At 31.4% G+C, this 14,378-nt stretch carries 18 protein-coding genes; 13 read left to right on the plus strand and 5 right to left on the minus strand.

Going from position 1 to position 14,378, the window contains the following annotated elements; genetic code table 11:
• Nucleotides 1-38: 38 nt before the first annotated feature.
• The 5 genes from ABXQ82_RS09230 to ABXQ82_RS09250 all read right to left on the minus strand — a co-directional run bounded on the left by ABXQ82_RS09230 (nucleotide 39) and on the right by ABXQ82_RS09250 (nucleotide 4,162).
• Nucleotides 39-1,559, minus strand: coding sequence for an ATP-binding protein (locus tag ABXQ82_RS09230; RefSeq protein WP_367058184.1), 1,521 nt, complete (start codon nucleotides 1,557-1,559; stop codon nucleotides 39-41).
• A gap of 5 nt (nucleotides 1,560-1,564) precedes the next feature.
• Complete coding sequence (locus ABXQ82_RS09235) at nucleotides 1,565-2,056, minus strand: Rab family GTPase (RefSeq protein WP_367058186.1); 492 nt, start codon at nucleotides 2,054-2,056, stop codon at nucleotides 1,565-1,567.
• Nucleotides 2,043-2,864: a cell envelope biogenesis protein OmpA gene (locus ABXQ82_RS09240; RefSeq protein WP_367058189.1), complete on the minus strand. Its 822-nt coding sequence runs from the start codon at nucleotides 2,862-2,864 to the stop codon at nucleotides 2,043-2,045. The genes ABXQ82_RS09235 and ABXQ82_RS09240 overlap by 14 nt, the downstream gene beginning before the upstream one ends.
• Nucleotides 2,865-2,879: 15 nt before the next feature.
• Nucleotides 2,880-3,245 (minus strand): fructose 1,6-bisphosphatase, encoded by a 366-nt coding sequence (locus ABXQ82_RS09245; protein WP_367058191.1) that lies wholly within the window; start codon nucleotides 3,243-3,245, stop codon nucleotides 2,880-2,882.
• A gap of 191 nt (nucleotides 3,246-3,436) precedes the next feature.
• The gene (locus tag ABXQ82_RS09250; RefSeq protein WP_367058194.1) at nucleotides 3,437-4,162 is read right to left on the minus strand and encodes a hypothetical protein; all 726 of its coding nucleotides are present in this window, start codon (nucleotides 4,160-4,162) and stop codon (nucleotides 3,437-3,439) included.
• A gap of 382 nt (nucleotides 4,163-4,544) precedes the next feature.
• Here ABXQ82_RS09250 and ABXQ82_RS09255 point away from each other — a divergent pair, with 382 nt between their 5' ends.
• From ABXQ82_RS09255 to ABXQ82_RS09315, 13 genes are all read left to right on the plus strand, one after another.
• Nucleotides 4,545-4,709: a hypothetical protein gene (locus tag ABXQ82_RS09255; protein WP_367058197.1), complete on the plus strand. Its 165-nt coding sequence runs from the start codon at nucleotides 4,545-4,547 to the stop codon at nucleotides 4,707-4,709.
• A 31-nt stretch (nucleotides 4,710-4,740) separates the two neighbouring features.
• Nucleotides 4,741-6,408 (plus strand): tetratricopeptide repeat protein, encoded by a 1,668-nt coding sequence (locus tag ABXQ82_RS09260; RefSeq protein ID WP_367058200.1) that lies wholly within the window; start codon nucleotides 4,741-4,743, stop codon nucleotides 6,406-6,408.
• A 3-nt stretch (nucleotides 6,409-6,411) separates the two neighbouring features.
• On the plus strand, nucleotides 6,412-7,077 hold the full coding sequence (locus ABXQ82_RS09265; RefSeq protein WP_367058202.1) for a response regulator: 666 nt from the start codon (nucleotides 6,412-6,414) through the stop codon (nucleotides 7,075-7,077).
• A 312-nt stretch (nucleotides 7,078-7,389) separates the two neighbouring features.
• Nucleotides 7,390-7,932, plus strand: coding sequence for an SH3 domain-containing protein (locus ABXQ82_RS09270; RefSeq protein WP_367058205.1), 543 nt, complete (start codon nucleotides 7,390-7,392; stop codon nucleotides 7,930-7,932).
• A 134-nt stretch (nucleotides 7,933-8,066) separates the two neighbouring features.
• Nucleotides 8,067-8,300, plus strand: a complete 234-nt coding sequence (locus ABXQ82_RS09275) for a hypothetical protein (protein ID WP_367058208.1) — start codon at nucleotides 8,067-8,069, stop codon at nucleotides 8,298-8,300.
• 20 nt (nucleotides 8,301-8,320) lie between these two features.
• A complete protein-coding gene (locus ABXQ82_RS09280) occupies nucleotides 8,321-8,623 on the plus strand; it encodes a DUF6804 family protein (protein ID WP_367058211.1) in 303 nt (100 codons plus the stop codon).
• 5 nt (nucleotides 8,624-8,628) lie between these two features.
• Nucleotides 8,629-9,222, plus strand: a complete 594-nt coding sequence (locus ABXQ82_RS09285; protein WP_367058214.1) for a hypothetical protein — start codon at nucleotides 8,629-8,631, stop codon at nucleotides 9,220-9,222.
• A complete protein-coding gene (locus tag ABXQ82_RS09290; protein WP_367058217.1) occupies nucleotides 9,215-10,438 on the plus strand; it encodes a DUF4407 domain-containing protein in 1,224 nt (407 codons plus the stop codon). Before ABXQ82_RS09285 ends, ABXQ82_RS09290 begins: the two co-directional genes overlap by 8 nt.
• Entirely contained in the window at nucleotides 10,439-11,422 is a 984-nt protein-coding gene (locus ABXQ82_RS09295; RefSeq protein WP_367058220.1) for a DUF4407 domain-containing protein, read from the plus strand. It abuts the gene before it with no gap.
• Complete coding sequence (locus tag ABXQ82_RS09300) at nucleotides 11,403-13,001, plus strand: hypothetical protein (protein WP_367058223.1); 1,599 nt, start codon at nucleotides 11,403-11,405, stop codon at nucleotides 12,999-13,001. Before ABXQ82_RS09295 ends, ABXQ82_RS09300 begins: the two co-directional genes overlap by 20 nt.
• Nucleotides 13,002-13,003: 2 nt before the next feature.
• Nucleotides 13,004-13,525, plus strand: a complete 522-nt coding sequence (locus tag ABXQ82_RS09305) for a hypothetical protein (protein WP_367058226.1) — start codon at nucleotides 13,004-13,006, stop codon at nucleotides 13,523-13,525.
• A 65-nt stretch (nucleotides 13,526-13,590) separates the two neighbouring features.
• On the plus strand, nucleotides 13,591-14,013 hold the full coding sequence (locus tag ABXQ82_RS09310; protein WP_367058229.1) for a thermonuclease family protein: 423 nt from the start codon (nucleotides 13,591-13,593) through the stop codon (nucleotides 14,011-14,013).
• On the plus strand, nucleotides 14,010-14,375 hold the full coding sequence (locus ABXQ82_RS09315) for a hypothetical protein (protein WP_367058232.1): 366 nt from the start codon (nucleotides 14,010-14,012) through the stop codon (nucleotides 14,373-14,375). Before ABXQ82_RS09310 ends, ABXQ82_RS09315 begins: the two co-directional genes overlap by 4 nt.
• Nucleotides 14,376-14,378: the final 3 nt, after the last annotated feature.

A 14,378-nucleotide genomic window follows, 5' to 3' on the forward strand; every position in this document is an offset into this window, starting at 1 on the left:
CAAAACTCAGGATTGAATTCAATCCTGAGTTTTGAAACTTACACAGATTTTAGGATAGTGTCGATTTTTTCAAGCAGATTGTTTTTATCAAAAGGCTTTGTGACAACATCATTTGCGCCAGCTTGTTTAAAACGCTTTATGTTATCTTTAAATGCTTCTGTAGATAGAACAATAATCGGGGTTTTTTTATATTCTTTTGAAAGGTTTCTAACGGAAGTAGCTAAATTCATTGCTGTAAAATTTTCAATGGTATTGGATAATAATATTAAATCAACATCTTGGTCAATTATATTTGGGATTACATCTTTACCTTTTGAAATTATATTCAAATAAAAATTACCTTCTTTAGCTAATAATTTTAGAATAGATAATTGAATCAATTCAGCATTTTCGACCAATAAAATATTATATTTTGAGCTGTGATTTTTCTTTAAATTATCTATCAATTCCTTTTTTAAGCTTTTGTTATATCTCGTGAGCTTAAAACTGATGTTACACGTAAATTTACTGCCAGCATTAAGCTCACTTTCAACAGCAATATTTCCGTTTAATTTTAGCACCAAATGTTTTACAATAGATAGGCCTAAACCAATACCGCCTTTGTTCTTTATTTGAGAGGAAAGTGTTTTAAACCTCTCGAATATTTGCTCATGATTTTCAGCATCAATGCCAATACCGGTATCGCTTACCACAATTTGTATATTGGCTTTATTTGCTCTTTCGTAATTTAGGGAGATTTTAAGGGCTATAGATCCTGTTGGTGTAAATTTAATAGCGTTGTTCAATAAATTTCCAATAATTTGTTTAAGCCTGTAAGCGTCTCCGTGTAAAAACTCTGGGAGTTTTGGGTCGATAACAACATGAAACTCAAGATTTTTTTTGGTAATTAGGTGTTTATAACCTTCAGTTATGTCGTTTAGAAGCGCTTTTAAATCAAAAACCTTTTCATCTAAAGTTAGCTTACCGGATTCTATTTTTGAAATGTCTAAAATGTCTTCAATTCTATTTTTTAAATCTTTATTTGCAGATTGAACAATATCTAAGTAGTTTTTCTGCTCAGAGCTTAAATTCTCTTTTATCAATAAATCACTAAATATGATTGAAGCGGTAATTGGGTTTCTAAGTTGATGGCTAAAATTGGCGATAAAGTTATTCTTAAATTTTTCCTTTTCTAGAAGATATTTGTTTTTTAATTCAAGAACTTGAGAGTTTATAATAGACTCATTTCGGCTTTGTGCCGTGAGTTGATAATTTTTATAGTGTGTCGTTAAATCTTCAATAATTATAAGGTTTTTGTTTTTACTTTCAGAATGGATGGTAACATCTACAATAATAGCTTGAGATTCTAAATCTAGATTAATGCAAGAAAACTCAAAACATTCATTATCTATGTGTAGTAAATTATTTAGTATTTCAAAAAAAGGATGAACGGTTTGTAGTTGTTTATGCTTTTCTACTGGTAGAACAAGAGTGTCGGTTTCCAGCACACATCCAGAATCATCTACTAGAATATATTGTAAATTGTTCTTGTAATATCTTTTTTTGTAAGCTTTTAACATGTTTTTTAAATTAACGCTTTGGCTAATTTAGAAAAAAGACTTTCAACTCTACTACCAGTTTTGGCACTCACAAAAAAATCGACCAATGGTTCAAAAATACTGCTGTTTTGTGTTAAATATGGTTTATTTACTAAATCCATTTTATTGCCAACCACCATAATGGGGATGTTTGGGTAATTTTCAGTCAGAAATTTTAATTCAGACTCTAGATTTTCGAATGTTGCAGGTCTAGATAGATCAAACACGTAAATAAATCCGTGGGTGCCTAATAAATATGAAGAACGGGTTTTTTTAACATCATCTTGTCCTTCTAAATCCCAAATAATTAGGGAAACAGATGTTTTGCCATCAGCAATGTCAATCGTTTTTTTTGATATATGAACCCCAATGGTAACCTTATAATCTTCAGAAAAGGTGTTTTCAACAAAGCGTCTAATTATTGAGGTTTTACCAACCCCAAAATGACCAATTAATACAATTTTTTTAGATACTGTCATTTTTATTAAAATACGCCTCTAGTTTTTGGGTAAGTACTGTTTTGTTTTTTAAGATCTCGGTAACATTATGTTTTTTTACAAACTTAAGGATTTTGTTTTCTAGTTTATCTTTAAAAATTACATTATATGCACCAGAAACGACTACAGCAATGTAGAATGATGAAAAATTTTGAAGATGAATATGGTAAAGGTCATATTCTATATATTGTAAATTTTGGCTTTCTTTTTTAAAAGCATCCTCCACAAAGCTCTTAATAGCTGTAAGCATTCCCGCAACCATATCTTCATCTGTCATTTTGGTTTTAGAGCATTCTGCTAAAACAATGCCAGAGCCTTTTTCAATAATAATAAGCTGTTCTATTTTTGTATTGGTTTGCTCTTGAAGTATCAAGTCAGATTCCTCAACGCCAGAAGCTTTAGATTTTGCTTTTCTAAAAAAGCGTTTAAAGGAAAACGTATGGTTTACTTGATTGTTGATTTTCTCAGAAAGCAATTTCATTTCGTGCTGTACGTAACGCTTGACCATTTTGCCCAAAATAGGAAAAAGTGCTTCAACTACAGCGTCTTGAGAGTTTTTAATTTCCTCTTTTAAAGCTTCTGTAATGGTTGGCCCAAGTGTGTCGGGAATTTCTTTTATAAACTGCTGTAATTTTTCTTCAATTATAGGATCTACCTTAGTGGATAAATTCTTTTTTTCATTAACGGTAGTCTCAAGAATTTTTATTTTTTTTTCAATAGAAGAAGCAAATTCCCGCTCATCAGTAAGCAGAATATCTTTAATGATACTTAGTTTTTCATCTTGATCCATCTATGGCAAAATCGTTTAGTCACTAATTTTTTCTCCTAATTTGATAAACAGCTCACTTAATAATTTACGGTTTACTTTTTTGTCGTCAAGATGGTCTAACTTGTCGTTCATGGAATTTTCAAGATCGGTAATTCTAATGTTAATATCTGTACTTAGAGTATCGATGTTTTGTAAAAGCTCAGACTCTACGGTGCTAATCAAGTTTTGAAGTTCTTCTTTTTTTGCTAATATATCTGCTTTTACAGCTTCAAATTCAGAATTGTAAGCCTGAATGTTTTCGCCAAAAATAAGTTCTTTAATGGCATCAATCTTTGAAGTTGTGTCTTTAGACTTGCCATTTAGGTTTTCCTGAATATCATCTTTTACTTGTTCTTCTTTCATTTTCGGGTAGTTTGCTATTAAATTTTAACAAAAGTAGTTTAAAAAATGTTTACTATGTTAAACTAAAGCCTATACATTTAATTCAGCGCAATTTTCCGAATTATAAAATTAGTGAATTTGTTTGTTTCTTAAATTCAAGAATTTTATTAATCAGTTGATTATGGCTTTTAGTTCGCTTCAATACAACCAATTCAATAATCTTCACATATATACTTTTGTATCATATATTCAGTAATAGGATGTAATGTCTTACCTGTTTCAGGGTGCAGCCCTAAATCTGTAAAATATTCCAATGCTTTATTGTTATTCTTCCCATACCAAATTTTAACGTTTCCGCTTGAATCAAAAAAATCAGTATCACAATCAGCATTTATTTTTTTAAAATATTTTATCCGATTTTCATTATATAATTTCAATTGACCGATATTATATTTTTCGGTATCAAATGTTACTTCCATATAATTAGTTTCGTTCCAAACCATCCAGCGTGGTGTATTTGCTGAATAATAAATTAGAAACCCGATCACTAATAAACTACTAACAATTACAGTTGTTTTATGATTTTTCAAGAACCGATGTAAATGATTTTTTCCTTTTAAAACTTCATCTTGATTGTCAATAGTGGCTTTATTTTCTTCAATGCTTTTCGAATTGTTTTTTGAAACAAAATCCTCATAATTTTTATAACCTAAATATTCCGAGATCTTGTTTAGTAAATCTGAACTTGGATTACCCCTATTGTTTTTGTCATCTCCAATATACTTTTCATAATAGCGAACAAAAGTAATTCTGTTAATCGGAAACCTTAAATCATCTGTAAAAACCTTTTCAAGATGATGTGATAACCCGTGCTTGGTATTATTACCACATTGATTTTCAGCTTTTTTAAATGCGTCTTGAAATAATTTCTTCTTCATGGTTTATAATTGCTTGGTTTTTAAATGTATAAAAATCATAATCACAGTCAAAACATAAAACAAACATTGATGTACAGACATTTTTGATGGTAAATTGTTTGTGTTTTGTTTCCATCTCATCTTTCAAATCTATAGTTCTTTGCTTCAGAATTAATAAACGCTTTACTCGTAATAGGGCTTACGAATTTTAATTCTAAACTGGATGAGCAAAGTAGGGTTATGTAATCTCTGGGAAGTAATTATACTGCCTTACTTCTGCTCTCCATACTTCCCGATAAGAGAGACGTCTCTTCATGTTTTAGCGTGTTGCTGATAACACAAAAGTATCTGATGAAAAACATCGGACAGCAACACTATTGTTCAATTTTAAAAATTTCATAAAATGAAGAAAATATATTTAATGATGCTTACGGTTTTCCTCAATATGGCACTATTTTCGTGTTCGCCACAAACTGTAGCCGAGGATAATAATGCCCCACAGGCCTGTTGTGGGGAAGAGGATCATATTCCACCACCTCCACCAGAAGATGGAGAAGATGGGGGTTGATTTATTAAAAACTAATCAATACATTAGGGGAATGAAAAAACTTACGGTTTCATTCCCCTTTTTTTATGCCTGCCTTTTTGGGTGCTTATGCCTTATTGCAAGTTCGGTTAATGCACAACAATCTAATGATAGTATTAATTATTATTACAAAATGGTTTTAAACCCCAAGTCAACCGACGCCTTAATTTCTGGATATGTGTTCTTCAAAACTCAAAAAGAGAAAAACTTAAAGAACAATAATACTTCCAAAGCGCTTTATAATTTAAGAATGATAATTATTGCCCAAATAGATTTGGGTTTGATTCATGAAGCAGAATCGTCTATTATAGAAGCCTTGGAATTAATAGAAAACACAGCAAATTCAGATACTTCATTTACTCAAGATAAAATAGCTTTATACAACAGTCTCGGTATGGTTTACAGACGAATGAACGAGTATGAAAAGGCCATTGAAATTTATAATAAAGCCTTTAAAATTGTTGAAAAGGATAAGGACAGGGTTTCATTATTCAACAACAAGGGCAATATTTATAAATACCAAGGTAATTTTATACTGGCAGAACAGCAATTTAGCTTAGTTTATAATGAACGGCTTAAAAACGATGATAAATTACTGATAGCAAAAGCATTGGATAATTTAGGCTCAGTACAAGGAAAATTAGGAAAAAAAGAGGAGGGGCTAGAAAAAATGCTTGAAGCGCTCAGGATAAGAAAGGAAGAAAAGGATGTTCAACATTATTATACCAGCTATAAGCATTTAGCAGCGTATTATAAGGATATAGAAGATACTAAAGAAGCGAAAAAGTATGCAGATTTAGGGTATGAAGCGGCTAAGTTATATCGCGAATCCTATTTGGAAGATGCCTTACCACGATTACTAGAACTAAATGGTGATGATCTGGTTTTAGAATACATCAAAATAAATGATAGTTTACAAAAAGAACAGCTTTTAGTTGACAAAAAATACTCAAGTGCAAAATATAACCTAGCCAAAGCACAACAACAGGCTTTTGAAATTGAACTTCAAAAGGAAAAGCAAAAAAAGTATAAACTCATTTATTTGTTTTCGGGTTTAGGCATCTTACTGCTTTCGGTCTTTGGGTTTCTTAGTACAAAAGCGAAATACAAAAAAGAAAAAATACTTCAGGTCTATCAAACAGAAACGCGTATTTCTGAAAAAGTACATGATGAAGTCGCCAATGGTTTGTACCACGTGATGACAAAACTACAATATAAAAACACCGCTAATGATGATGTTTTGGACGATTTGGAACAGATCTATAATAAAACCAGAGACATCTCAAAGGAAAATAGCCCGGTTGATATTAAGGCGAATTATAGTGAACTTTTAAACGACTTATTGCTAAGTTATAAAACCAATGATATTAATGTTGTTACCCGAAATATTTCGAAAGTAAACTGGCATGCCGTATCAGATATAAGAAAGACGATTCTTTACAGGGTGCTTCAAGAATTGATGACCAACATGCGCAAGCACAGTAAGGCATCTTTAGTAGCATTAACCTTTAACCAAACTAAAAATAACATTGAAATAGATTATAAGGATAATGGCATAGGTTGTAAACTCAAAAAAAATACTGGGTTGCTCAATGCGGAAAACCGTATTGCCACGATAAATGGAACTATTACTTTTGAATCTCAACAAGACGATGGATTTAAAGTAAAAATTAAAGTATAAGTTATGTTTACAAAGGTTTTAGTTTCAGAAGATATGGACGATATTAGCAAAGGAGTACATGCATCGCTTAGCGAATTGCGTATTACAAACATTCATCAAGTACAGTATTGTGACGATGCTTATTTGAAAATTAAAAAGGCTATTTTGGATGAAAACCCATACCAATTATTAATCACAGATTTGTCTTTTTCGACAGACCACCGTGAACAGCGATTCCCTACAGGCGAACATTTAGTAAAAACACTTAAAAAACAAAACTCAAATTTAAAAATCATTGTGTATTCTGTTGAAGACCGTCTTCAAAAAGTGAGATTATTGATGAAAACCCATGGCATTGACGCTTACGTTTGTAAAAGCAGAAGAGGTTTAACAGAATTAACCGAAGCTATCCGTACAGTTTTTAAAAACGAAAATTATCTATCGCCACAAGTTGCCCAAGCTTTGGGCCAAAAAGCAGATTTAGAAATAACTGACTTTGATATTGAATTGCTCAAACAACTCTCAAACGGTTTGTCGCAAGATGAAATTAGCGCTTATCTTAAAAAGCGTAACATGACCCCGAGCAGTTTAAGCTCCATAGAAAAACGGTTAAACAAGTTGCGGATCCAATTTAAAGCCAGCAATGCCATACACTTAGTGGCTATTGTTAAGGATTTAGGACTGATATAATTAAAAAGCCATTCTTCTAAAAAACCAAATAATTTGTTCGGGTTACGGAATCCCGTAACGCACTTCCCCCTTTAATTTATACTATTGTACTGCTATTAATAATTATCGTAGGATAATTGAGGATTGCACGTCTTTGTTAGGGCGTGCTTTTTTTTTGTTGAAACAATTTTGTGCCTTACGGAATTCCGTAAGGTTTTGTTTTTTAATGGGGTTATGTTTGGAGATAGACTTTTAAATACTGTTGAGATTTATAAGAAATGGAAAAACAACAATGTTAATTGTACGTCATAACAGAAAAAGAAACTTTAGAAAATGAAAAAAAATCTACTTTTTGCTATTCTGCTTTTAGTAACTGCAATCGGGTTTAGCCAATCCTATCTAGGAAAGATTACTAAACAAGTAAATTTTAGAGAAGGGCCAAGTGCAGACTATGCAATAATAAAATCTTTACAATTTGGAGCTGATATATTTATTATATCTACAAATACCGAAAACAACTACCTTAATATCATCGATATAGCAACGAATACAGAGGGTTATGTACATAAGTCTTATGTAAAACTAGGAGATGTAGTAGAAAAAAATGAAGGTGGCATTTTTACACCAAGCGGTAAATCTGAAACATATAAACCAGAGATTGAAATCTATAACAAAACAAATATCGTCCTTACTCTAAAATTGAATTCTCAGGTATATACGTTTAGCCCTTACCAAACGAAAACCATATCACTATCTCCGGGAACTTATAATTATAGAGCATCTGCACCAGGAGTGATTCCTAATATTGGAACGGAGAATATGGAAAGTAATATGAGTTATAGTTGGCAGTTTTACATCGTAACAGAAAGAAGATAAAGACCTTAAATATGCTAATTACTAATTCAAAATTAAAAAGATAAACTATGCCTTGGTATCTCTGGATAATACTTATTGTGTTCGCTTTTTTCTTTTTTGCTTACATAAATGATAAACAGAAAAGAGAACGCCTAATGAAAAAATATAATGACGCAGATCTTGTTGAAAAGTTAATGACTGGTTCTTTTTGGCAAGGACAAACCAAAGGTCAACTTATAGATTCCCTTGGACATCCTAAAGACGTTAGCGAGCTAGTATTAAAAACCAAGAAAAAAGAAATTTGGAAATACCAAAAAACGGGAAATAATAGATATGCCTTAAAAATTACCATTGAAAACGGAGAAGTAATTGGTTGGGACCAAAAATAGCTTCAAAAGAAGTTTAAAAAATGAAAAAACAACTATTCATTACAAAAATCATATTGATTATCCTTTTTCTAGGCTGTCTTCTAGATTGGAATTATGGATATTACCAATTGGTTCGATTTTTGGGTATGGTTGGGTTCGGTTTTCTGGCTTATGAGCAATACAATAAGAACAAAACATGGTTTTATATTTGGTTCTTTTCTGCCATTTTGATAAACCCAATATTTAAAATTGCTTTAGGTCGAGAAATCTGGAACATTGTAGATGTTGTTTGGGCAATTTTATTAGTCATTTCAATTCTAATCAACAACAAAACAAAAGCTTAACTTTTTTGAAAAAAAACCTATCCATATCATTACAGATTATAAAGTTTGCACCACTTATAGTATTCAGGTATTTCAAATATCTATTTTTTAAAAAATCACTTCATATCACAGACTTTCGACCAAGCAATATTTTCTGTATTGATGGAACTCTAAATCAATTGATTTGGAATGTTGAAAATTGTCTTTTTGTAATTTTAAAAAACACATCAAAAGTATATTTGGGTTCTAACGATTTGATTTTTAAAGTCGCAGAACAGCATACTCAGTTCTCACTTAAAAGTTATGGTTATAACAAAACCATACAAGCAAATACAAATATTAAGGTCATATCATTAAAACAAAAAAACCTCGATAATGAAATCTTGAAGAACAATGTTTTAACCATAAAAAAACATAACCCCAGACTTGTTCATTCAAAAAACATTAATAGAGGATTACGAAAAACAAGTAGGCTTTCTTTCTTAAAATCAAAGTCAATCAAAATTTCGAAAAACATTAAAAAGGTGCAACTCACAAGTTCTATTACACCTTTTAAAGAGTTAAGAGAAGTCAATAATTACAAAACCATACACCAACTAAATAACCATCATCATGAATAGAGATTATTACGAAAGCCCAAAACCAGGTAAAATAATGCAGATGCTCTGGAAAGCAGCCGGATCTGACGCCTACATCTTAAAACGAAGCACTTACAACGACCAAGTAAAATATGCTTGTTTGGGAGGCATTGTTGCAGCAACAGGTTTTATGGCTGCATTAGCTGGAGGTTATGCCGTTTATACCATTTTTGAACCAAAGGGTTCTGCTTTAGATAATGCAGTCCATTTTCCGACAGCATTGATGTCTTTGGTTTTTGGAATTATTTGGGGATTGATTATTTTTAATATAGACCGATTTATTGTTGCAGCAACAGGTAAAGGCGATGGAACAGAAGCCATTACTTGGCAAGAATTTACGGGTTCGATTCCAAGAATAATTATGGGATTGGTAATTGCTATAACGATATCTAAACCAATGGAAATTAGAATGTTTAAATCTGAAATTGATGCAGAACTACACCAAGCCCAGTTAGAAAAACGAAAACAATATGAAGAAGCTACTAAAGTAAATTATGATGATAGGTTTGCAATTATTGAAAAAGATTTGAACAAAATTGAAGAAAAAAGAGTTGATTTAATTGAAAGAATAAAAAAAGCCGAAAAAGATTATTCAGACCAATTAAATGGTAAACTACCTGGGACTGTACCTGGTAAGGGAAGATTATCTGAGGCTCTAGAGAAACAGGTTGATAAATTGGAGTTAGAGCTGGATGATTTTGACGCAGTTAATAAAGCAGAAATGAATCGACTCCTTTCTGAAAAGCTAAAATTACAAAATGAATTGGCAATTGAATTGGATAAAAACGAACAAGTCGCAGGTGGATTAGACGGTTTGCTTGAGCGGATTCATTTAGCACATGAAGTCGCAGGTTTTTGGATTACATTTTTCATCACACTCTTGTTTGTTGTTATTGAATTAACACCCATATTCTTTAAAATGATGCTTATTAAAAGCCCATACGATTATATGTCAGATAACGTTAGCGAACTTTTAAAAGCAGATGAAGGCATTCAAATAAAATACGATTATTACAAAGACAAACAAGGTCAAGAACGCAACCTCATTATAAACCATAAAGCCAACAAAAAAGTAGAGGAAAAAATGATGCTTATAAAAGCACAAACCGAATTGAGTGATTACATCATTGAAAAATGGAAAGAAAAGGAAAAAGAAAAGATAAACAATAATCTTGACGATTACATTTCTGAGGCTTAAATGCGAATAGGTCAAGTTCTATATCATTTTTTTTGGAAGGTTTCAGGCGAAGACCCTCAAATTCTCAAAAACACAAAAAAGAAACTTAAAGTTCGGTTTTTATGTAGTGGTATTTTGGTATTTGTGCTGTTCTGGCTGAGTGTTATCTCATATCATCATACGTTTAATAAACTTTTCAAAATTCCAGTTATGTCCTGGGTAATTGGATTGGTGTTTACTATGATGATTATTAATATCTATCGGCTAAACATCATAACGCTTTCAGCAAAAAAACTAACTTATAGCTTTGGTTATTATATCTCTTTGGGCATTCGTGTTTTGTTTATCATCCTCATTAGTCTAACAGTAATCAAACCATTAGAAACGATACTATTAGACAAAGCAGTATCGAGCGAAGTGGAAACATTCAAAGCCATAGAAATAAAAAAATCACTTAATAAAACCACATTATATTTCGATAATGAAATAACAATAGTGAAAAAGGAACTTGATGAGTTACAGAAAAAAATTAGTGAAAATCTTATTGTAGATGCAGAAACTAAAGAAAACTTTCTTATTAATAAACTCACATTTTTAAAAAATGAAAAAGCACTACAATTAAAAGAAACCAAACTTTTGTTGAATGATTCGCCATATTTTATTAGAAGCCTGATTCTTATCAATGAAAAACATCCTCAAATATGGTTATTGACCATTCTTTTAGTCATCTTATTTTTAACACCATTTATACTGAAATTTACAACATCTCCATCTGGTTTTTATAACAGAAAACGACTGATAGTGCAAGAGAAAATCATCGAAGACGAGTATCGGTTTTTCAAGCAATTTTATCCAAAAGCTTTCAGCAATTCTATTGGCGAAGCACTAAACGTTGTTGAGAATTATGAAGACCCGCCATTTAATACCATTAAGATTAAAGATGAACGCGTTATAGGATTAGAAACAGACTTTATCAAACATTTGTATGGGAACAAAGAAGATTAAGGTCATCAAAAAAATAGAGCGTAAAACGTTTTTAAAAGGCAATTTTGTTGGTAAATACCATGGCGATTTTGTCGATGGAAAATCATTTTTAAATACTGCGAAATATTATGATATTCATATTTATGAAGGAGAAATCCATTATGTTCAAATCATTTCTGAGGAAGCATATGAATCTATAGCATCTGAAATTCATTTTTTACAAGATCAATTCGAAAATGTTATTTCTGTTACAGAAGAAAAAGTAACCGATTTTGATGCGTTTAAGTTTAAAATCAATCAGCCTAAAGTAAAGTCCATTACTATAAAAGATGTAAACAAGGAAGATAACCAGACTTTTGGAACTTTTACATGTGTGGTCTATGGATATTTAATTGACACTACAGATAAAGAGGAAATTATAGAGGTTGAGGTTTGCGATTATTGTAATCATACCTTAGAAAAATGCAATTGTCCGCAGTTAATTTCAGAAGATTATATAGACTATGTTGAAGAACAAGAAGATAGTTCAACCAAAAAACGAGAAATATTTTCAACATATAACACCACAGGCTATTCTGAAATTTTTGGATGGATAATAATGATTGGTTTTGGGGCTCTGTTTTTAGCTGCAATAGGACTTCCTGGAATTATCCTAATTGCATTTTTGGCTGCGCTTTATTTTATACTCACATATTTTTCAACTTTCACATCAGTTATCATCAATATCCTCGGTTGGGTATTTAGATTGTTGGTTAACTTTGTTGTGTTCATGTTTTTCATTTCATTAATAACAGGCATCTATTCTTCTGTTACGAATAGTTCTTCCGAAAGAACAATAAAGCCAAAGCAAAAAGTGAGTTCCGCTGAAGAAAAAGCACAAAAAATTCAACTACAAGACAGTACATTTTTAATTAGCCATAAACGTATATGGAGAGATTATGACAATCATTTGTATAAAGGAAATTTAAGTGTTTTAGAATCTGATTATAAATTATCAAGAGCGCATAGAAATCAAATTGATTTCAAATTATACAATGATTATCAATGGTCATTATTGTACAATTCATTAATAGAAAATGACAGAAATAAATTGGAAAATATCTATGTTACTTTTGATAGTATTGGTAAAGCAAATGGGCTAAATAGAAAACAATTTGCTGAAATGGTTGTGTCCTGTATTCAGGACATCCCATATGCCTTAGTCATGCAACACGATTGCAATAAAGATTCTTATGAAGAGGATTTTATAAAACATCAATTAGACAAGTGCCCACAATGTTGCATTAGAGATATTAAATACGGGATTCAAGCCCCTGTAGAATTTACAGCAAATTTAAAAGGTGATTGCGATACACGTACTGTAATGCTTTTCACTATACTTTCAAAATTTGGATTTGATGTAGCCGTTTTAGGAAGCCTATCCTATCAACACTCCATAATTGCCATCAATTTACCGTATAGTGGAACTTATAAAGTGATAAAAGGGAGAAAATATTATGTTTGGGAAACTACAGCATCAGGTTTTGAACCTGGTATTCTAGACCCAAAATCATCAAATATGAACTTATGGAACGTACATTTACTAACTAACAACAATTAATTATGGAACAACATGTATTTAAAATGGGATTAATACAGTTTTGTGTTTTTCTACTTATATCAGTACTTACCCTATTGGTAACTCTTTGGTTTATAAAACGATTTATCTCCAAGAAATATCACATTGAAGACTATAACACAGCTTATGGAATCTTTACAGGTGGTCTTGTAATTTCAGTTTTCTACATCATATCTGGACTCATTACACCAATAATTTCTACCTTGAAGCTTTTAGATAATATTTCAGGTTCATGGATGTATATCTTAGAATCTGCAAAACATATTTCGGTTCTCTTGCTTGTAGCAATGGTTTCTGCATTTATAATCTGTTTTCTAGCCATAAAGCTTTCAAAACGTTTTTTCATCGGACTAATAGTGTTTAACGAAATAAAGAACAACCGAATTGGTATAGCTGTTTTTGTTGCAGTTATACTAATAGCTTTCAGTTTAGTATTAAGAGACAGTTTACAATTATTATTTGATAGCTTTGTCCCATATCCAGAAATGCCCAACTTCTTAAATTAAAATAAGTGTATCGATTCATTTTACTTTTTATTATTGCTTTAAATTGCTATTCACAAGAGCAAATATTGACAGGCAAAGTCACCGCCATAACAGACGGCGACACCTTCAAACTCCTAACAAAAGATTCCACACTCATAAAAGTAAGGGTAGCCAATATAGATTGTCCCGAAAGGAAACAACCCTTTTCAACAAAGGCAAAACAGTTTACTTCGGAAGCTATTTTTGGTAAAAACGTAACACTGGACTATTTAAAAAAAGACCGCTACGGACGCTTTATTTGTAATGTGATTTATAATGATTCTTTAAACCTTAGCCATGAACTTGTAAAACACGGTTTTGCATGGCATTATGTGAAATATTCTAAAGACACCTATTTACAGGTTTTAGAAGACGAAGCAAAAGTTATTAAAATTGGCTTATGGCAAGATAAAAATGCAATGCCGCCCTGGGAATGGAGAAGCCATAAAAAGAAAAAAGTAAAACCATGAAACTTGTAAAAATCTTTCTTTTTGTTACATGCTTTGTTTTTACAAGTCATTTAACCGCCCAAACTGTTTATACCACAAAAACTGGCGAAAAGTACCATAAAGCACATTGCAAATATCTTAAATATTCAAAAAAGGAAATTATCTTAAAAAAAGCTAAGGAATTTGGTTATACTGCATGTTCGGTTTGCAAACCAAATACAAAAAACACGAAAATATCAAGTTCTAGCGCTTTAACAAATAATAGCAACTACCAAACGACAACCAAAAAAACTACAGCTACCCAATGCACAGGAAAAACCAAATCTGGTTCTCGTTGTAAGCGCAGGACTAAAAACGCAAACGGGAGGTGTTATCAGCATTAATTA

This window comes from Algibacter sp. 2305UL17-15 (assembly GCF_040720935.1).
Classification (GTDB): domain Bacteria; phylum Bacteroidota; class Bacteroidia; order Flavobacteriales; family Flavobacteriaceae; genus Jejuia.